The 20196-nt window shown below is 38.2% G+C and carries 22 protein-coding genes; 8 read left to right on the forward strand and 14 right to left on the reverse strand.

Translation table 11 applies throughout. The features are described 5' to 3' along the window. Window positions 1-16 precede the first annotated feature (16 nt). Window positions 17-1351 (forward strand): hypothetical protein, encoded by a 1335-nt coding sequence (locus AC5NT5_RS04275; RefSeq protein ID WP_101164281.1) that lies wholly within the window; start codon window positions 17-19, stop codon window positions 1349-1351. A 44-nt stretch (window positions 1352-1395) separates the two neighbouring features. Here AC5NT5_RS04275 and AC5NT5_RS04280 read toward each other — a convergent pair whose 3' ends face one another. Together AC5NT5_RS04280 and AC5NT5_RS04285 are read right to left on the reverse strand one after the other, a co-directional pair. Further along, window positions 1396-1518: a hypothetical protein gene (locus AC5NT5_RS04280; protein ID WP_269801305.1), complete on the reverse strand. Its 123-nt coding sequence runs from the start codon at window positions 1516-1518 to the stop codon at window positions 1396-1398. 2 nt (window positions 1519-1520) lie between these two features. Continuing rightward, window positions 1521-1673, reverse strand: coding sequence for a hypothetical protein (locus AC5NT5_RS04285; protein ID WP_157823357.1), 153 nt, complete (start codon window positions 1671-1673; stop codon window positions 1521-1523). Between the two features lie 218 nt (window positions 1674-1891). On the opposite strand from AC5NT5_RS04285, the gene AC5NT5_RS04290 reads away from it, so the two are divergent. The 3 genes from AC5NT5_RS04290 to AC5NT5_RS04300 all read left to right on the forward strand — a co-directional run bounded on the left by AC5NT5_RS04290 (window position 1892) and on the right by AC5NT5_RS04300 (window position 6064). Then, window positions 1892-4927 carry a type I restriction endonuclease subunit R gene (locus tag AC5NT5_RS04290; RefSeq protein ID WP_101164280.1) on the forward strand — a complete coding sequence of 1012 codons (3036 nt, stop codon included), beginning with the start codon at window positions 1892-1894 and terminating at the stop codon, window positions 4925-4927. A 3-nt stretch (window positions 4928-4930) separates the two neighbouring features. Then, on the forward strand, window positions 4931-5659 hold the full coding sequence (locus AC5NT5_RS04295; protein ID WP_101164279.1) for a M48 family metallopeptidase: 729 nt from the start codon (window positions 4931-4933) through the stop codon (window positions 5657-5659). Between the two features lie 81 nt (window positions 5660-5740). Next, window positions 5741-6064, forward strand: a complete 324-nt coding sequence (locus AC5NT5_RS04300) for a hypothetical protein (RefSeq protein WP_055015339.1) — start codon at window positions 5741-5743, stop codon at window positions 6062-6064. Window positions 6065-6600: 536 nt separating this feature from the next. Here AC5NT5_RS04300 and AC5NT5_RS04305 read toward each other — a convergent pair. The 3 genes from AC5NT5_RS04305 to AC5NT5_RS04315 all read right to left on the reverse strand — a co-directional run bounded on the left by AC5NT5_RS04305 (window position 6601) and on the right by AC5NT5_RS04315 (window position 7636). Continuing rightward, the gene (locus AC5NT5_RS04305) at window positions 6601-6816 is read right to left on the reverse strand and encodes a GDCCVxC domain-containing (seleno)protein (RefSeq protein ID WP_076916053.1); all 216 of its coding nucleotides are present in this window, start codon (window positions 6814-6816) and stop codon (window positions 6601-6603) included. After that, a complete protein-coding gene (gene merC / locus AC5NT5_RS04310; protein WP_024601094.1) occupies window positions 6804-7193 on the reverse strand; it encodes an organomercurial transporter MerC in 390 nt (129 codons plus the stop codon). The genes AC5NT5_RS04305 and merC overlap by 13 nt, the downstream gene beginning before the upstream one ends. 65 nt (window positions 7194-7258) lie before the next feature. After that, complete coding sequence (locus AC5NT5_RS04315) at window positions 7259-7636, reverse strand: MerR family transcriptional regulator (RefSeq protein WP_010557530.1); 378 nt, start codon at window positions 7634-7636, stop codon at window positions 7259-7261. A gap of 149 nt (window positions 7637-7785) precedes the next feature. Between AC5NT5_RS04315 and AC5NT5_RS04320 the strand changes: the two genes are divergently transcribed. Then, entirely contained in the window at window positions 7786-8409 is a 624-nt protein-coding gene (locus AC5NT5_RS04320) for a tyrosine-type recombinase/integrase (protein WP_004589486.1), read from the forward strand. Window positions 8410-8657: 248 nt separating this feature from the next. On the opposite strand, the gene AC5NT5_RS04325 is transcribed toward AC5NT5_RS04320, so the two are convergent. From AC5NT5_RS04325 to AC5NT5_RS04355, 7 genes are all read right to left on the reverse strand, one after another. Continuing rightward, a complete protein-coding gene (locus tag AC5NT5_RS04325; protein WP_004588883.1) occupies window positions 8658-11858 on the reverse strand; it encodes an efflux RND transporter permease subunit in 3201 nt (1066 codons plus the stop codon). An 11-nt stretch (window positions 11859-11869) separates the two neighbouring features. Continuing rightward, window positions 11870-13126, reverse strand: coding sequence for an efflux RND transporter periplasmic adaptor subunit (locus AC5NT5_RS04330; protein ID WP_002962258.1), 1257 nt, complete (start codon window positions 13124-13126; stop codon window positions 11870-11872). Window positions 13127-13190: 64 nt separating this feature from the next. Continuing rightward, a complete protein-coding gene (locus AC5NT5_RS04335) occupies window positions 13191-14408 on the reverse strand; it encodes a TolC family protein (RefSeq protein WP_008468875.1) in 1218 nt (405 codons plus the stop codon). Window positions 14409-14491: 83 nt separating this feature from the next. Beyond that, window positions 14492-14842 (reverse strand): hypothetical protein, encoded by a 351-nt coding sequence (locus AC5NT5_RS04340; RefSeq protein WP_004588885.1) that lies wholly within the window; start codon window positions 14840-14842, stop codon window positions 14492-14494. A gap of 55 nt (window positions 14843-14897) precedes the next feature. Continuing rightward, entirely contained in the window at window positions 14898-15800 is a 903-nt protein-coding gene (locus tag AC5NT5_RS04345; RefSeq protein ID WP_004588886.1) for a cation diffusion facilitator family transporter, read from the reverse strand. After that, window positions 15787-16518, reverse strand: coding sequence for a transglutaminase-like domain-containing protein (locus tag AC5NT5_RS04350; RefSeq protein ID WP_004588887.1), 732 nt, complete (start codon window positions 16516-16518; stop codon window positions 15787-15789). Before AC5NT5_RS04350 ends, AC5NT5_RS04345 begins: the two co-directional genes overlap by 14 nt. Before the next feature lie 55 nt (window positions 16519-16573). After that, window positions 16574-17188 carry a cation efflux transmembrane domain-containing protein gene (locus AC5NT5_RS04355; protein ID WP_004588888.1) on the reverse strand — a complete coding sequence of 205 codons (615 nt, stop codon included), beginning with the start codon at window positions 17186-17188 and terminating at the stop codon, window positions 16574-16576. A gap of 77 nt (window positions 17189-17265) precedes the next feature. Here AC5NT5_RS04355 and AC5NT5_RS04360 point away from each other — a divergent pair, with 77 nt between their 5' ends. The 3 genes from AC5NT5_RS04360 (at window position 17266) to AC5NT5_RS04370 (ending at window position 18630) form a co-directional block, all read left to right on the forward strand. Beyond that, window positions 17266-17655: a Cd(II)/Pb(II)-responsive transcriptional regulator gene (locus tag AC5NT5_RS04360; RefSeq protein ID WP_004588889.1), complete on the forward strand. Its 390-nt coding sequence runs from the start codon at window positions 17266-17268 to the stop codon at window positions 17653-17655. A gap of 42 nt (window positions 17656-17697) precedes the next feature. After that, window positions 17698-18075: a MerR family transcriptional regulator gene (locus AC5NT5_RS04365; RefSeq protein WP_004588890.1), complete on the forward strand. Its 378-nt coding sequence runs from the start codon at window positions 17698-17700 to the stop codon at window positions 18073-18075. Window positions 18076-18177: 102 nt separating this feature from the next. Beyond that, window positions 18178-18630, forward strand: a complete 453-nt coding sequence (locus tag AC5NT5_RS04370) for a MerC family mercury resistance protein (RefSeq protein WP_494513442.1) — start codon at window positions 18178-18180, stop codon at window positions 18628-18630. Window positions 18631-18695: 65 nt separating this feature from the next. Here the strand turns inward: AC5NT5_RS04370 and AC5NT5_RS04375 are convergent, their stop codons facing one another. Both AC5NT5_RS04375 and AC5NT5_RS04380 read right to left on the reverse strand, forming a co-directional pair. After that, the gene (locus AC5NT5_RS04375) at window positions 18696-19631 is read right to left on the reverse strand and encodes a hypothetical protein (protein WP_494513443.1); all 936 of its coding nucleotides are present in this window, start codon (window positions 19629-19631) and stop codon (window positions 18696-18698) included. Further along, on the reverse strand, window positions 19624-20193 hold the full coding sequence (locus tag AC5NT5_RS04380) for a DUF6932 family protein (protein ID WP_442449728.1): 570 nt from the start codon (window positions 20191-20193) through the stop codon (window positions 19624-19626). The genes AC5NT5_RS04375 and AC5NT5_RS04380 overlap by 8 nt, the downstream gene beginning before the upstream one ends. Window positions 20194-20196 lie beyond the last annotated feature (3 nt).

The following is a 20196-nucleotide window of genomic DNA, read 5'->3' on the forward strand; positions in this document are numbered from 1 at the left end:
TCAAGGACGACAAGCAATGAACACCACTGATACCAAGCAACTAAAAGATAATGGCACTTCGTTGGATCAATTTCACGAAGATTTGAAAAGTACTGCTGATGAAAATAATAAAGTTAAATTTATAGAGCAGGTTTCACCCTCTTTTTACTTACCCCCTTTAAGTGAGTTTTATACGCTGATTGGCTTTATAAAAAATAAAAAGCAGTTGTTTGAATTTTTTGAAACTACATATAAAACACCATTAAAATTATCTCAGAGCAGTCGGTATGACTTATTTAATAAAGGCGTTGGCTTAAGAAGCATTGGCAAAATAGTTCACTGGATTAAATTAATTCCTTTTCCATTAGCTAAATTATTAAATAGAAGATTATTAGTTAAAGCGAGGCGTAGTGATAGAGCAGGCTCTAATGCTGGAGAGTGGTATTCTGCGCTGAATGGATTTAAATGTAGCTCATTTTACTATAGCGATATTAATAAAAATGAATTCGATTTATTGTTTAACTTTATAGAGCACCGTTGCAATATCGAAGTAAGCTTTTTGTTGGATATTAAAAAAGAGGTTAAAGCGGGTAAATTAAAATCGCTTGATATGGAAGCTGCATGGAAAACTCAATATCCTTTATGGGAACACAATCCATATATACCTAAAGGCACCATCGAAGATATGGGTAAATTAGCATTGCTACATTCCCAAAAAAAGAGCTTAAGCGAAAAACAAAAACTTACTTTTTTTGAAGGCTATTTTTACTTAATTTTTGATTTTTACTTAGAAGCAATAACCCACTATGAGGTAGGTTGCAGGATTGCTTATGGTTCGAGTAAAGAGAAAATTGAAAATCAACTCGGCATGATTACAAATGCAATAAACGCTTATGCTACTGATGAAACAATTAATACGTGTTTTTCAGGTATGTTAAAGGAGCTTAAGGAGGCTGTATCTGAACTTGTGGGTGATACAGGCTATAGACAGCTTGCAAGCTTTATTGAAATAGAAGAAGCAGCTCCGCATCAATCCGCCGAATCATTAGAGAACAGGCAATACAACCAGTTTAAAGATTGGCGAAAAGGTATTAATTTACCGAGTGATAAAAAGTTAACCGTATTTTTAGACAATTTAGATACATACGCGAATGCATCTAGTGGCTACCTCACCTTTGATATGTGCAAAATAGTAATGGCTGTTGATAAACTTATTGCTGAAAAACTAGCTCAAACAAAAAATGAAACCGCCACTCAAGAAGAGATAGAAATAATAATTAAAAAAGTGCTTTCTAATATTCCTAGTTATTACAGAGCTAATTTAAAGGCTGGGCTTGAAATGCAACAGCCAGTAATGAATTTTAAAAATTAAATTACTAGCTGTTGGTGTGGCTAACTTAGTAAAGACTAAATAATTTATTCATCATCTAATTGTTCTTCCCAGTCATCTGGGCGTTCGTCTTCACCACGACTTTGCCAATAGGCATCGTTTTCAGGGTTAAGTTGGTCAGCGCGGTTATCAATATCATGTTGAGACATAATTATATTACTCCGTTATTTTTGTTTTTTGCTGCCGCTCTTTGTGCCTTTGCTGCAAAGCTGCCTTTTTCAACTTTACCATCATTCGCTTTTGCTTCTTGGCGTTGAATTCTGCGGGCTGCGTCAGTTGTCATTGGGGTTTTGTTGGTGCTCATGTGCACACTCCTTATATAGTTAATGATTATTAACAGAAGCCTCTGTTAACGAGGTGCATTATGCATTGAAGAATAAGCCCTGGGATGGGGGGGAAACCGTCCAAAATCATTTTTTATTAAAACAACTATTAATTTTTATAAGTATCTTTAATATAAGGGAATATTAGCTATATCGAATTTTATAAGTATCTATAAAAAGTAAACGCACTGGGAAAAGTATGAATCAGGATGAATTAAACAAGGTAGAGCTTCCGGCAATAGCGCAGTTACAGCAACTGGGCTGGAAGTATATTAATGGATTAAACCTTTCTCCAGAAGCGGGGGTTAGGCCTTATAACCGTGATGTTGTGCTTGTAGGGCAACTAAACGCGGCCATTAAGCGCATTAATCCTTGGATAAGCGATGAGAACTTAAAAAAAGTATCGCGTGAAGTTACTCACCCTCTTTTTGCTGGTTTAATGGAATACAACCACGCCTTTTACAAAACGTTAGTTAACTACCAATCAGTAGAGCAAGATTTAGGTAAAGGCCGTAAAGGACAAACCGTTAAAATTATTGATTTTGACAATATAAATAACAACGAGTTTATTTGTACTAATCAGTTCAAGGTTGAAGGTGTTAACCAAAATATAATCCCTGATATTGTGTGTTTTGTTAATGGTATTCCACTTGCAGTTATTGAGTGTAAATCACCTTATATAACAAGCCCTATGAGCGATGGGATTAACCAGTTAAGACGTTATGCTAATTTACGCCACCCCAACGATGACGAAGGCGCTGAAAAGTTATTTTGGTATAACCAACTTATGGTATCTACCTGTAGAGACCAAGCTAAAGTAGGCACTATTAGCTCAAGCTCTCAGCACTATGGTGACTGGAAAGACGCTTACCCGTTTACAGATAAAGAACTTATTGTAGAAAATGGCACTGAAGGTGTTACTGCACAACAGCGTTTATTAGCCGGCATGTTTAACCGAGAAGGTTTTTTAGACCTATTACAAAACTTTGTTATTTACGAAACCGTTGACGGCCGTTTAATTAAAAAAGTAGCACGTTATCAGCAATACAGAGCCGTAAATAAAGTAATTGAACGCCTTAAAAATGGCGAAACCCGTAGAGATAAATCGGGCGTTGTTTGGCATACACAAGGCTCTGGTAAGTCACTTACAATGGTTATGCTTGCAGTTAAAATGCGAAGAGATGCAGAGCTACAGCAATACAAGCTTGTATTTGTAACTGACCGTACTCAACTAGACGAGCAGCTTTCATCTACGTTCAGGGACGCACAAGGTGAAACGGTTTATAACGCATCGACTGTTGCTAAATTAAGAGAGCTTTTGAAAAAAGATTCATCTGATTTAGTAACTGCAATGGTACAAAAATTTCAGGAAGCTGAAAAAGAAGCTGCTAACGGCGACCCCGATAAAACATTTACAGATTTAAACACCAGCGAAAAAATTATAGTACTTGCCGATGAAGCACACCGCACGCAGTTTGGTGGGCTAGCAATGGTAATTAATGCTGCTTTGCCTAAGGCGCCTAAAATTGGCTTTACGGGAACCCCCCTGCTTAAAACTCAAAAAATGGGGCAAGCGTTTGGTGGGTATATTGACCAATACAAAATTAATGAAGCGGTTGAAGATGGCGCTACAGTAAGAATACTTTATGAAGGTAGAGAGGTAATTACTGATGTGTCGGGTAAGTCTCTCGATAAACTTTTTGAAGAGTACTTTGGTGATTATACTAAAGAAGAACAACGCGAAATTAAGAAGAAATATGGTGTTGAGCGAGCTGTACGTGAAGCCCCTGCACGTATTCGATGGGTATGTATAGATTTACTAAAACATTACCGCGAGCACATTCAGCCCGATGGTTTTAAAGCCATGATAGTAACCGGTAGCCGCCATGCTGCTGCACTTTATAAAAAAACGTTAGATGAGTTAGGTGCTCCACCATCTGAAGTGATTATTTCAGGCGATCATAATGATGAAACTTACATATCGCAGTACACCGATAAAGTTAAACAAAAAAAAGCGATTGATAACTTCCCTAAGCCATTGAGTGAAAACCCGACTGCATTTTTAATTGTTAAAGACATGCTATTAACGGGCTTTGACGCGCCAATAGCACAAGTAATGTATATAGACCGCAAACTACAAGACCATACTTTAATGCAGGCTATAGCCCGCGTTAACAGAACATATAAAGGTAAAACCTGTGGCTTTGTGGTTGACTACTATGGGCTTTCGCAGCATTTAACTGATGCGCTGGATATGTTTACCAGCGATGATGTAGACGGTACTTTTCAGTCATTAAAAGATGAAATTCCTAAACTAAAAGCGGCCCATACTGTTGCTATGAGCTTTTTTAAAGGTGTACTTGTAAATGGCAAGGCTAGCACTGACGTTGATGACTATGTGCTGGTTTTAAAAGACGAAGCAATAAGATCGCAATTTGAAATGGCGTTTAAGCGTTTTGCTAAACAGATGAACGTTATTTTACCCGATAAGGCAGCGTCGCCTTTTATTAAAGATTTAACCTTTTTAGGTAAAGTACTAAATGCAGCAAGAGTACGCTACCGTGAGGAAGGGCTTGATTTATCGGGCGTTGGCGAAAAGGTGAGACAACTAGTTGATGAGCACATTATCAGCACGGGAGTTGACCCTAAAATCCCTCCTGTGGATTTATTAGCAGCCAACTTTAAAGATAAACTTAAAGAGGTTAAATCAACCGAATCAAAAGCCTCTGAAGTTGAAAGTGCCATTAAGCACCATATTACCGTTAACCTTGAAGAAGACCCTGAATACTATAAATCACTAAGCTTGAGGCTGAGAGATATTATTGTGAAGAATGCAGGCAACTGGGAACACCAGTTAGAGCTGCTACTTGATATGGTTGATAACATTGAGAGTGAGCACAAAAAAGCAGCCCAAGATATTGGTTTATCAGAAACCGAATACGCCTTTTATAATATTTTAACCGCTGAAGTATCGCAGGTAGCTGAAAATAAAGGCGGCTATGTTATTGATGAAACAGTAATGGAAGAAGTAAAAGCGACTACGCAAACATTGGTTAATACTTTTGATGAAGCGACTCAAATTGTTGATTTTTTCAATAAGCAGGATGAAGTAAAACGAATGAAAAAAGAGATTAAACGCGCCATTATCGACCAATCATTCGGTGAACCTAGTTTGGTTAAAGTAGTACAGGAGCGCTTTATGGAACTTGGTAAAACCAAGTTTGATAAGCGTTAATTTATGACTAAGTCTTTAGCAGAAGAAAGCACACAAGAGTACTTAGAAAGTAATGGGTTTACCGCCCTTATAAAACGTACCAATCGCACTAAAACAGCTTCTATAACTGTTGAAAGCGGTGAAGTATGCGTTGTGGTGCCCCATGCTTTAGACAATGAAAGAATAATTAAGCTACTCAAAGATAAAAGGCAGTGGATAAAAGAAAAAATAGCCCTTCATTATGAAGCTCAGCCTAAGAGCAATAAAGAGTTTGTTTCTGGCGAGTGTTTTTCATATCTTGGCCGCAATTATCGCTTAAAAGTAAATCAAGGGTATTATAAACCGGCAAAATTGATTAATGGCCGCTTTAGTGTGACCTTATTTGCTGGTGCTAATAACGCAGAGTTAATTAAAGAGTCATTACTTGCTTGGTACGAAAAGCACGCTGAGAGTAAGTTTAACGAAAAAGTAAAACGTTACGCCGATATAATGAATGTTAAATATAACTCGGTAGGTATTAAGAATTATAAAAGCCGCTGGGGTAGCTGTACTGCTGAAGGTGATATTACCTTTAACTGGAAAGTAATAATGGCTCCTAACCGCATTGTGGACTACGTAGTGGTGCATGAACTTTGCCATTTAATATACCATGACCATTCTCCAAAGTTTTGGCGAGAAGTAGAGCGCTTTATGCCTGATTATTTAGAGTGTAAAGAATGGTTAAAGCACAATGGAGCCAGGTTAGAACTCTAAGGTGGTTTACTTAGTTCCTAATATAAAAAATTTTATACGCTGTAAGTACTTAATTTAAATATACAAAGAGATATAGTAACTATGAAACACAAACCAGAGGGCTGGGTAGTTTTAATATATCAATCAGCTGACGATGTAACGCGGTATGCCATTTTTTGCTCTTGGAAGGGTAATGATATTTGGAGAGTAAGCTCTGGCTCTAAGGCTTTACCTGATTTATCACCATGCGGAAAATACTGGATTTGGCCTCAAAAATCAGGCTCAATCTATGAACTGCCAATTGATGGGGAAAATGGTTACACATTTTATACCGGCGCAGTTTTAGATAACTTATTAGCAAATGGGTATAGCGACGGAACGAAAGTTAAGCGTATCGCTTTGAATGATATTTTGAATGTAGGCTAAGCCTGAGTTAGTACACAAGATTTTGTAATAGATTTATATTATCAACGTTAGCTTTTAGTGCATTCATTTATTAGCTTTTAGTGCATTCATTTATTAGCTTTTACCTGTGCTTACTTAAAGTTTTTAAATATGTGACGTTATGCAAAGCCCATTATCTTCAAAAGTAAAAAAATAGACTGAAGAATCCGTATTGAATCCAACTCAAATGACTAATGTACTAAACATAATACCTACTATTAAAAATAATTTTTTATACATAAACTTCAAGTAAATATATTAAGTCAAAACCATTGCTCTTCACTTTGGGTATCACATTAGTGAACGTGTGCTCTTGGCACTGAGCTCAACTTCGGCAAAGTGCGAGAAACAGGCGGTAGCTCAAGCACGTTTTTGGACATAAATGAGTTAGAGCCGAAGGACGGCTCTGTGCCAAAAGCAGCCCTTGAGTGACTTAGTGATAAAGGCTGCAATGATACGATTGCTGACATTTCACTATTTCTTTTTATGCCTTCTCATTGCCATTAATAGACTGTCATTTAGCTATCGCAACAACTTTGACCTTCTTGAATTGGCGGGCATTTCACTGTTCCATAAGAGCAATATACGCAACAATCGCCTTTCAAAGGCTTTAGGAGAACTTTGCAAGATTCACATTCATAATACCACTGGCAAGCGTTGGTTGGCATTTCTTCAGTTTTACTGAAGCCACACTCAGGGCAAGTAATGGTAGAATTTAACTCTATACTTTGCATGTTTGCTCCTTCAAAGGTTTAACAATGTCTAATACGGACATTACAATCATCAAACAAATACCTACATAAAACAAATAAGTGCTCCATTCGTATTGCCATAGTGGATAGAGGGTTAACAAAACCGCTATAGGGCCAATAACCCCAAGAATACCTCTCGCATGATTTTGGTTTTTATACCAGTTATACAAATTTACCAACAATGCCAGAGTTGCAAATATAGGTAACAAGGTATTTACAGCAATTCCCTCAAAGTGAGAGAGAAAGCCTAATCCTAATGCTGATGCTAACGAGCCGAGTGCGGGGAAGCACCCCGTACAACTAAGAGCCGCAAGCCAAACACCACCTGAGCTAACTTTATCTAAAATCTTATTAATCATTTTTAACGTCTAACATTATTTGAATGATTTGAGTATGAACTCCGTAGGTAGGTACGGAGTCAATACTATTTTAGCGAATCGATTATTGGGCAGTGGGATTGATCGTTATTGTTGCGGCATGAATTAGTCATTTCTTTTATGACGACTTCTAAGCGTTGAAGGTCAGCTATCTTATTTTGAATTACGTTCAATTTCAGCAAGCCTAGGGATTCTACTTTGGCACAATCGCCATCCATTGACATCAATGAAGCCACTTCTTTTAGAGTAAAGCCAAGTGCTTTGGCCTTACAGATGAATTGTAATTGTTTGGTGATTGAGTCGTCATAGACACGATAACCATTTTGAGGTTTTTGAGGCTGTTTTATCAAGCCTTCCCGCTCATAAAACCGTATAGTTTCTACGCCTATATCAAGTTCTTTAGCCAACTTGCCTATTGTTTTCATCGTCCAACCATAAAATCAACTTTAATCATGACATTAGTATATCAATACGAAGTAAAATTGCTCGAACTACAATGACTGGTTTTCGCTCATACCCGAATTCTTTTGTAGCGAGCTAAGCTTAAAACTCCATAAACACCGGAGTACAACTAATGCACCAGTTAACTATATATCAGCCTAAAGAGCCTTGGAATAAAAATAAGCTTGTAGGACAAAAGTTACCTCTAAAATTACAGCAAATATGGGCTATCCGAATACGACTGGAACTTTTTCATAAAATAAGAGATCTAGCACTATTTAACCTAGCCATAGATAGCAAACTAAGAGGGTGTGATTTAGTTTCACTAAAAGTTAATGACATTGCACATGGTAAAGCAATCCAATCACGGGCAATAGTCGTTCAAAAAAAGACTGGTATGCCTGTTCAATTTGAAATTACTGGAAATACAAGGAAATCAATTGTGGCGCTCATAGAGCAATTTACTCTCAATTCTTATGATTACTTGTTTAAGTCACGAATTCATTCCTCTGAACACCTTTCAACCCGTCAATATGGACGTATAGTTGACTCTTGGGTCACCTCAATTGGGTTAGATAAGACTCAATATGGCACTCATTCAATGAGACGTACCAAACCATCACTAATTTACAAAAAAACTAAAAATTTAAGAGCCTGTCAGCTTCTACTTGGCCATAGAAAACTAGAGAGCACTGTCAGGTACTTGGGAATAGAAGTTGATGATGCGTTAGAAGTATCAGAACAGATCGATGCTTAAATTTGAACCTAAGCCAGACTCGAAGTTAGAGTCTGGCACGTGCCATAATCCGACCTTGAGACACATAGAGATTAAGACTGCAAAGATACGAAAGCGGAAGTTAGCTTTGGCCTGTTTAACGACAAATATTCCGACAAAGCAGTCATGACTATTAGTTTATTGTTAAATCTAATCTTTCTTTTCGTTCATCTACTCAATAACCCCACGCTAAACGTGACTTTAGCGTGGGGTTAGAGTTCACAGTAATTTTATCTGGATAGCTCTTTTATTTTTTTCTCTGAAAACCAGCGATATAAAACAGGTAAAACAAATAATGTTAACAGTGTTGCAGTTACCAAGCCGCCAACAATAACACTCGCTAATGGGCGCTGTATTTCTGCACCAACACCATTAGACATTAACATCGGTATCAAACCTAAAGCTGATGTTATAGCAGTCATAAGTACAGGTCTTAATCTTGAAGTAGCGCCTTCAAAAACGGCTTTAGATGCTTCTAGACCGTCTTTAATACGTTGGTTGATACTTTCTACCATAACGACCCCATTCAATACCGCTACACCAAATAAGGTAATAAAGCCAACGGAGCTTGGTACAGACAAGTATTGTCCAGATAAATATAAGGAGAAAACTCCGCCAATTACAGCAAGCGGCACGTTGACCAATATCAGCATAGCTTGACCAACAGAACCAAAGGCAAAGTAAAGTAGTAGTGCGATTAGTGCTAACGATAAAGGTACAACTATAGCTAACCTATTTTGAGCACGTTTTTGACTTTCGAACTGGCCGCCAATCGAAACAGAATAACCTGAAGGTAAGTCAACCTTTTCAGCAATTACCGTTCTGATATCGGCAACCACGCTTCCCATATCTCGATTTTGTACATTTGCTTGGATAACGACTCTTCGTTGTACATCATCGCGTCTAACTTGTGGTGGGCCTGACTCAAATGAGACTGAGGCTACGTCACCCAGCCGCACCCAAGCACCAGTAGGTGATTGAAGCCGAATATCAGCAATAGCTTCTTTGTTACTTCGGTACTCTTCCTCTATGCGAACGTAAATATCATAACGTTCATTACCATTGATTATTTGTCCGGCTTCAACACCACCAATACCATCACGCACAACCTCCATTATGTCACTCACAGACAATCCAAAGCGTGATAGTTCTTGCCTGTTAGGACTTATCACCAATTGCGCTTCACCAGCAATTTGCTCCAATGCAACATCCCTTGCACCTTCAATGTTTTTAATTGCTGTTTCTATTTCTTGACCTTTAGCCGCCAGTACCTCAAGTTCAGGCCCAAACAACTTTATCGCCAACTGAGCCTTAACACCAGATAGTAGCTCATCGACACGAGTCGCAATAGGTTGAGAAAAGTTGAGTAGCAACCCAGGGAATTCTTCTAAAGATCTCTCCATTTTTCCTTGAAGTTCATATCGATTAGATGCACTGGTCCACTCAGAAACAGGCTTCAACCCTATGTAAATTTCGATGTTATTCACAGGCTCTGGGTCTCCACCTATTTCTGCTCGACCAATTCGGCTTAATGCATAGGTTACTTCAGGGAAAGCCATTAGTTTTTCTTCTAGAATTGGTGCCACAGTGAGCGCGGTATCTAAACTGGAAGAAGGTGCAAGCGTTGCTCTTAAGTTTATCGTCCCTTCTTCTAACTCAGGTACAAATTCAGTACCAATTAATGGAACTAATGCAAAGGCAGAGAAAACTAATATAAGTGCGGCTGAAATGACTAATTTGGTGCGTTTTAGTGCGAATGTAAGCCCTTTTCTGTAGAGTTTGTCTAATGGCCTAAGAACAAAGCTTTCCCTCTCTTTTACACCTGACTTAAATAAATAAGTAGCTAAAGCGGGTACAACAAACAACGCAACCACAATAGCAGATATAACAGCTAAAATGATGCTTATTGCCATAGGTTGAAATAACTTTGCCTCAACACCTTCAAAGCTAAATAAAGGCGTAAATACGACTAAAATAATAGAAGCTGCAAAAAATACGGGACGAGCCACTTCTTTACCCGCATTTTGAAGACGTAACTTAATACCATGCTCATCTTGTTCTACATCATGTGGATCAGTATCAGCACTAGGCACTCTTTCTTTTACAGTTTTTAAATGGGTAGAGTCTGGTCTATTTAAATGCTTAAACATGTTTTCAACCATCACGACTGAACCATCAACTAGCATACCAATGGCTACGGCAATGCCACCCAATGACATAAGGTTTGCAGAAATGCCCCACCAAGCCATGATCATTAACGCGATACCAATTGAAATTGGAATAGATATTAGGACAAGGAAGGTTGCACGTATATTCATTAAAAATAGTGCTAATACAATACAGATGAAAATAAATGCTAGTAATAGTGCATCAACTACTGTATCAACGGCTTTTTCAATCAAATCAGCCTGATCATAAAATGGTTCAAAGCGAACACCTTTAGGCAATGCTTGATTAATCAATGGGATTCTTGCATTGATACCATCAATGGTGGCTTTAGTATTAGACCCCATGCGTTTTAAGACAATGCCAGAGACAACTTCACCTAAATTTTCGACTTTACCGTCTTCGGTTTTGCGCGTCATTGTGACAGCACCTTGACGAATTTCACTGCCCATTTCAACTTTAGCAATATCCGAAACCGTCACAACTGTCCCATCAACTGTTTTGACGGGAACTTGTTTGATATTACTAATACCAGCGTCACCACTTTCAAACCAACCTGCACCTCTAATAACAAGCTGCTCTTGCCCACGGTTCATATACCATCCGCCAACATTGGCATTGTTGTTATCTAGGGCACCAACAACGTCTTCTTGCGTTAGGTTATAAGAAAGAAGCTTAGATGGATCTACATTTACTTGGTACTGCCTAACAATACCTCCAAAGGAGAGTACATCAGTAACACCATCGACAGGCATAACGAGTAATTTTACTACCCAATCATTGAGACTCCTGAGTGCCATAGCATCATAGCCTGCATCTTTATCTGAAATAAGAAGGTACTGAAATACTTGGCCTAGCCCTGAGGTGTTTGGCCCCATTTCGGGTGTGCCGACACCTTCTGGTATCAGTTCTTTTGCGGCTTGAAGACGCTCAAATACAAGTTGTCTTGCAAAGTAAATGTCGGTGCCTTCTTTGAAAACAACCGTGACGCCAGACAAGCCTGTTTTAGAAATTGAGCGCACTTGTTCTACATCAGGTAAGGCATACATGACCGCTTCAATGGGGTACGTAATGAGTTGTTCAACTTCTTCAGCAGCTAGTCCTGGCGCTTCAGTATTTACAGCAACTTGAACATTAGTAACATCAGGAAAGGCATCTAAATTTAGTTTTGGTATAACCATAATTGCGCCGACAATTGTGGCAAACAGCGCAATCAAAATCAGGAGTCTATTATTAACAGACCAATCTATTATTTTATTAAACATAGTCTTGCTCCTTAGTGGTTATGCGGATCAAATCCGCCTTTAGCGATTTCAGAAGCAACAAAAAATGCGCCTTTGGTTACAATTCGCGTCCCACTATCAAGGCCAATGATTTCCCTAAAATCACCTAAGGCTCGGCCTAGTTCTACTTCTACAGCTTTAAATTCTCCAGGGTGGTCTTCGACAAATACGGTCCAATCACCATCTGCGCTGCGGATCAATGCTTCTTCTGGCACAGCCATCACTTTCTGCTTTGTGGCAAACTGAAAGTAAACTTTTACAAACATACCTGAATGAAGGTTATCATCAGCATTCTGTACCCCCAATCTAATAATTCTTGTACGAGTTACGGGATCAATTGTATGGGCTTCTTGGATAACTTTGGCATTGTAACTCTGGCCTTCTAATTTAAGTACCGCAGGAGAATCAATTGATAAATTTAGCTTTTTATTTGGAGAAACTTTTGCTTCAACCCATAGTTGTTTTTCATCAGCTAACAACATGACTGAATCCCCAGCATCAACACGTTGCCCTTGGATAAAGTCGTCTTGAAGCACGACACCTTCACGGTGCGCCGTTAATGCATATTGTCCAAATGCTTTAATGTCTTTGTTAGAAATACCATTTATTGCTTTTTCAGTTAACCCTAAAGCAATGAGCTTGCCATAGCTCGCATTGTATGTTGTTTCAGCTTGTAATAATCGACTTTCACTCACCGTCTTATTACCCAGCTTTTTTACACGTTGCCATTCGGTTGAAGCGATTAAATAGTCAGCTTGTGCTTGTGCCATTGCTTCACTAAATAATGTAACTAACTTCTGACCTATTTCTACATACTCGCCAAGCGCTGCATGGCGACTGATAATGACTGACTCTGTACGTGGTGATACCACATAACTTTTATAGCCATTAGCTTTTATTTCGCCAGGTGCATATACGGAGCTAAATTGATATTCAGGCTTAACACTTTCCACTTTAATGTTAGCAAGCGACATCTTCTTTGGATCAATAGTGATACCTTCTTCATGTCCTTCTTCTCCCTCTTTATTACCACCTTCATGGCCGTGCTCGTCATGGTCACCTTTATCTTCTTCATGTCCCTTTTCGTGTTCATGCTCATCTTGATGTTCTTTTTCTTCTTGTTTCGAAACGTTTGTGACAGAACCAGTTCCATCTGACGACTGTGCAAAAGCATCATGATTTGTAGTAAACCCAACTAACAGGCAGCTAATTACTACGGCTAAAAATTTTTTACTAATTACTGTATTCATTTTTGTAACCTATATTTTTAATAAATTTAAGATTTCGTTTTTCGCTACTGAAAAAACAAAGCGCTCAAATCTCAAATTTGGATAACTGACCCATACTTAAAATGAAGGATATTTCTGCAAGCTTGAATTGATTTTCCAAACGTATTCCTGCATGAAGCCCTTCCGCACGTTGATTTAATGCAAGTAAGTAGTCAGAAGTATTAATGTCACCAGCTTCCCAGCGCTTATTTAATAAGTTTTCGCTGCTATCTAATCTGCCTTTTGTCAGTTTTTGCCATTGCTCATAATATTTTTTACTGACAATAAGCGATTCATAATTAGCTTTTGCTTCAAATGACTGCTTTCGATAAACCGACCGAAAGTTAGCCTCTGCTGCAATTGCTTCTGAATAAGCGGCTTTAACAGTATCTGAATAGTTATTTCTGATATTTAAAGGCATTGAGAAAGTCACGCCAATCAAGTCTTCATCTCCACTTTTCCCTGCGTTAACTCCAATGGTTGGATTGGCTTTAGATTCCATAGTGGTTAGTTGAGCTTTAGATTGTTTTATCTTCCATTGCGCTCTAGCGAGTTTAACTTTTGGATGTTCCTCAACCCACTGAGAGTTAAATGAATAGTTTGTTGCTCCAAAAGTAAATGAAAACAAATTGGTAGTATTAGGCGTCCAATCAGGCAATAACTCCTGAACATTTACCTCTGCATTTTTCAAAGCAATTTGCGACTCAGATATTTCACTGAAAACTTGGGACAAGTTTAAATAAACCAGTTCAGCGTCAAGTGGCTCTAAAAGTCCTGCTTTTCGCTTATCTTCAATAATTCCAACGAGCGTTTGTAATTGATTTTCTCTTACTGAAAGTAACTGAGCCACCTTTTTTGCTGCTTGCCAATTAACTATTGCAGTTAAAGCGTTAGCCTTTTTAGAATCGAGTAGAGATAACAATTGTTGCTGGTTTGCATAAACACCAATTTCACCAATGCTTTTATTTGCTGATTGCTTATCCCAAAAATCAATCGTTTGACTGATACCAATAGAATAATTATCAAAATCACCCTCTTTTTCATAGCTTGCTTCAAGCTCTGGGTTATATACGGCTTTAGTTAAGCTCTTGGCTCTATGATTACTTGCATTAAGTAACTCTTTAGCCGCAACAACTTCGGGATCTTTATTTATTTGACTATCTAGCCATGAAATACTTTTCTGTTTGGCATAAGTGGCAACTGAAAAACTCACAGCCATACATAAAGACAGGACTAAACCTGCATTTTTTAAATATATATACATAAAAATTCTTAATTTTAAAATTAATAAACACGAAACCTTTATCCATTATTAAAGGATAAATAGGTCATTAAAAATTAATCTAATTAAGAAATGGGCGGACGAAGTATCGCTTCAAGAAAGGTACTTGTTTGATCAATTTGATAAGGCGTTTTATTGATAATGTTTAGTTTGCCCGTGGTATTTGAATTACTGACTAAAATCCAAGATAAGTGGCTGCCACTGCAATGTCCGCAGTGATGACAATCTTTTTCATTATGCTGCTCATCACCTACATTATCATTTGAGACATTTCGATCATCTGCATGATCATGTTGAATTTGAAGGTGCTCTATATCTATTTGGTGATTCTCAGGTGTTGCGGATACAACAGCAGTTAACGATTGCAAAACAATCGAAACGACTAATAGTATTTTTAACGCAACATTGAATTTCAAAATAAACACCTACTTAAATATGAAAAATTATAATATCAAAAAAAGGTTTTCTAAACTAGCCATGCGCATGTTTTTCATGCTCGTCACGGCAAGTTTCTTGAGGAAACTCAAACTCAATGGTTGTATGAGATAAATTATAAGAAGAAAGTTCCTTAGCCACTTGTTGTTTTAGCCTAATTAATTTATCAACCTCAAAGTTATGGGCTAACTCTAGGTGAGCAGTTAATACGTGACTTTCCCCGTCTAATGACCAAAAGTGCATATGATGAATCCCATTAATTTCAGGTATAGCCTTTATCGCTTTTTCAATATTATTCTGCACTTCTTCATCAGGTGTAGCTTGAAGAAATAGTGCCAATGTTGTTTTCAGGTTTTTCAAAACGTTAAACAATATAAACAGTGTAAAGCCTATAGAAAGCAAAGGATCTAATATTGGTAGATCTACAAAAAGCAGCACGATAGAAACAATTAGGACTGCAACCCAGCCAAGTACGTCTTCAAGCAAATGCCACGTAAGTACTTTTTCGTTCAGCGTTTTACCCGCTTTTAGTTTAAATACTGCATACCCATTAACAGCAACCCCAAGTAATGCAAGACCCAACATTCCTTCAGCCATTGGCATTTCAGGATTAGATAATCTTGGTATTGCTTCAAATAGCACCCAGACAGAACCAATAACTAATACAATACTGTTAATTAATGCGCCAAACAGGGTAAGACGACGATAGCCATAGCTAAATCTATCGGATGCTTCTTTATCCGAGAAACGACTCAGTATCCAAGCGAATCCTATAGATAAACTGTCACCCAGGTCATGTACAGCATCAGCCATAATAGCGGTACTGTTGGTTAGCCAACCACCAATAAATTCGATAATAGTAAATGAAACATTAAGGAAAAATGTCCAACCTATACGGTCGTCTTTTCCATGCGAATGGCTATGGCTATGATTGTGCATTTTCCACCTCAAGAACTTTTAAATTTCTTACATTGACTACGTTAAAATTGATAAAGTGACGGATCACTCGTTGATACATCCAACGTTTGATTCCTGATAAGTTAGTTCCTTTTTCGAGATAAAACTCATCAGGGGAATTATAAACACCAAAATCATCATGAATACCTTCTTTTTGTATATAGGTATCTTGACCACGCCAATCTGTATCTGGCGAAGAGAAACACTTTGTTGCAACACCATAACCACAAAATTCGTTTTTTATTTGACTAAATTTGTGCTGTAGTGAACTTAAATATTGTTCATCTAATATAAAGCCTTCTAAGTTTATCCAACGATCCTTGAAATAAACTTCAATCCAACTATGAATGATATATTTAGGTGCTAACCAAAATACATAAGTTGGAATAGCTCCTTTTTGTAATCGCTGCTCAATAGTAAAGCCGTGAAAACGACATTGAATACCTAATCCTCGTAACAAAGCCATCAGCAAGTTACCCTTGGTATTGCATTGTCCGTAACCATCGGCTAAAACACTGCTTGCTGAAATATCATCACTCTCATTGTAACCAAATAATATTTCATCTTTAACAAATTGGTAGGCTGCACCAATTTTGTTGAAGTCATCGAGTTCTTGCCAATTACGCTCAGAAATTAATGATTGAATTGTAGAGTGTTCAAAATTTACTATCTTGGTTTTTTCTAGATATTTGCTATTCATTGATGTTTCCTTACTTTGAACAACCAAAGGTTGATTGTTTATCTTCATTTGGTGTTTAACGTGTTTTCTCAGCAACAGCTAATTCTTGTTTAGCATCGCTTAGTATTCGGTAAGCGCCTCGAAGAATTAACATTGAAATGATGCTACCAATGACGATATCAGGCCAACGCTGTTTCAGCACCATAACGAGTATGCCTGCGATAACGACACCAAGATTTGCAATTACATCATTCGCTGAAAATATCCAGCTAGCTCTCATATGTACTTCATCGTTGTTGTGCTTTCGAATAAGGATGAGACAAATCACATTTGCAACTAAAGCAACCATGCCTACGCCAATCATAAACCAAGAGTGAGGCTCACTTTCACCATACAGCCTTCTAGCAATATCCATTAGAATTAGCACGCCTAACCCCAGTTGGAAATAGCCACTCACTAAAGCAGCATTAGCCTTATGTTGGATTGACTTTCCCACCGCGTATAGTGCAATTGCATAGACGATTGCATCCGCTAGCATGTCTAACGAATCTGCAATTAAAGCCGTTGATTCTGATAACCAACCAAAGCCAATTTCAAAAACAAACATCGAGGCATTGATAGCCAGAAGCCAATAAAGCACCGTTTTTTGCTGGTTATCTTTTAGCTCAACTTCACACCCACAATCGCTCATTTTCATCTCCGATTAACTTGTATGCTCTAACTATAAATCCTATAGTGACTATAGGGTCAAGTTTATTTGGAAATTTTATGAAAATTGGTGAGTTATCGAAAACATCGGGGTATTCAGTACAAACCATCCGATATTATGAAAAGGAGGGCTTGCTGTCAGATCCTGATCGCACTGAAGGGAATTTCAGGTTGTATTCTAATAAGGCATTTAAAGAGCTAGAGTTCGTAAAGCATTGTCGAAGTTTAGATATTCCGCTTAATGATATTAAGCGACTCATTGAATTAAAAAACAAGCCAGAGGAGAGTTGCTCTAGTGTAAATGCATTAATTGATCGGCAACTAACTTTAGTTAATCAACGAATGAAGGAATTGAATGCACTCAAAAAAGAGTTAAAACTAATGGCAAGCTCTTGCGGGTCTGACGGTACAATTGAAGTCTGTGGCATTATCAAGTCATTAGATAGTTGAACTAAATATAACTTTAGATTAGTAGTATTCACAAAGGCAATAATGAAAACCATTGGCAAATTAGCACAATCATTAAATTTAAATGTAGAAACCATTCGTTTTTATGAACGAGAAGGACTGATTACACAACCTGAAAAACCAATATCTGGTTATAGACAATATGACGAATCAATAGCAGGACAACTTAGGTTTATCACAAAAGCCAAAGCGCTCGGCTTTACGTTAAGAGAAATAAAATCGCTAATGTCTATGGACAGCAACTGCGCTCAAGTTGAGCTATTAAACCGACAAAAGTTAGCAATCATTCGAGACAAAATTAATGACCTTCAACGTTTAGAGAAAGTAATTGTGGGTATGACAAATACCTGTATGCAAAACGAAGATCCAACACATTGCCCCATAATTGACTCATTAAAATGATTGACTCCGTACTTGTATACGGAGTTTAGAATGATGGTAATATCAACCAATAGACTTTCAAATGATAAATAAAATATTAGACAGAGTAGGCTCTAGTGGCGTTTGGCTAGCGGCACGGCCTGCCTCCCTGCATTAAGGTCACTTGCATCGGCATTAGGACTAGGCTTCTTCTCTCACTTCGAAGGAATAGCTGTAAATACGCTTTTACCTATTTTTGCATCTTTGGAACTATTGGTAAACTTATACAACTGGCACAAAAATAAAAACCATACCAGAGCTGTCTTCAGCATTCTAGGGCCTGTAGCAGTGCTATTAACGCTTTATCCTCTTTGGCTATATGATTGGAGCACATACCTATTTTACTTTGGTATTTGCTTAATGGTCGTTATGTCGGTTTTGGATATCGTAAAACCAGTAAGGGAGCAAACATGCAACGTATGGCTAATTGCCGTCGTTGAAACGATTAACGGTCAATGTCTGCTTTTCGCTCTATGCCGAAGTACGCCTGGGTGCCAAATTCGGACGTTCGCGATAAATATAGAGGATGAAAACTGACGCTCGATAACGCCACGTAATAGGTGCGAGCTTACGAGCGCCCTCATTGACGGTTTGTTATATGCCTATTCTCCAAAACGTAGAAACTCGAGCAATCGAACTACCTCTCTCGGAGGGCGATTCAAGGGAGCTAAAGTTTTTATTGTTACTCTAATTAAACAGGGCTTACCTATCACGGTATCAGTAGCTTTTACAAACTGTTCAACAGCCTCTGTTGTTGCTGATCCATAATAAAGCTGGCCGGTCTTATCTTGTAGCTCAAACTTTCTGTGTTCAGGCAGGAATCCTACAAGTACTCCGTCAATGTCACTTGTTTTCTCTTCGATAGAAGTGGCTTCTGTTCTAATTTTCGCGCGATGTATTGCCGGGCCATCAAGGGTAAAATCTAAATCTCGCTCGACAACTCTTATAGTTGCTTTATTTGAATCTAGATTTGAGAAGAACTCTTTAAATGCTATTAAGGTTCTTGGCTCTAACTCTTCTAGAAGAGCTTCAAACACGGCCTCGTCTTGCGCCGCTATGTCTCTGAGCAAGACTGATGCTTTATCTAGTACATGTGACAGCTGTGACGACTCAAGCTGCATTTGATCACTCATTTCATCGAGAACAAAGCCAAACGAACCTCTCGCAAGGCCCGTAACCATTAACTCTGAATTTGCTTTGAAAGGGACTTTTCCTCTTTCACCTAACGCACCAGTTTCATTGCTAGCAAAAACCTTTGCTATTAAATTTTGGAACTGCTCTAAGGCCAAACCTGCAAATTCAGCTGCAATACCTTTTGAACCTAAAACTGGCTGCCCACCAAAGAAAAGTGCGACACTAGCGCTATTATCAGCAATGGTATCGCTTTGCAGCGATTCTAATTTCAGAGATAGTTCTTTAAGCCGATGCTCCAGCTGCATTTCACCAACTATATCTCCGGATTGTTGCGCGCTATTTAACAGTTCCTTCACTGCGTTGATTTCAGAAGACAGGCTATCTATATTAAGCTTTTTAGACATTGCCAATCCCCCTATCTAATAACTCTAAAGCGTCTTCATCTGCACACACAATAGGCACTTCAACCATGCCTTTCCAAAGATACGATTCCCTTTGGTGAGAAAATAAACCGAACCAATATCTTGTATTACTAACGACATGTATTGGGTGAGTATTTAAATCTACAAAGTAAGCATCACACTTAAAACGTTCCTTGGATTCGTTTGGTAGAAATAGCTCTTTATTGTCATTGACTATTCCTTTCCATATCTCCAAGTCCGTCGTCGGTCTCATTGCAAAAGTGACTAAATCAACATCAGCTGGCGGCCGCCCGCGATTTAATTCTACATTTTCTACGAAGCTGCCATCCAACCATTGAAAACCATTATTAATACCAATCGCTCTTAATTTCTGTCGATACTCTAATAGCCCTCTAAGTATAGTTATTCTTTCGGGGGACAGGGCGTATCGGCTTACAAATTCAGTAATTGTTGTTCTATAAGGAGCCATACCAGCAGGGTCTGTTGGACCTCGTTCTGGAATAAATGGAGGCAAAACTCCAGATTGATTCAATTCAGGTATCACTAT

It is taken from the genome of Pseudoalteromonas sp. J2K-J599, from assembly GCF_059295115.2.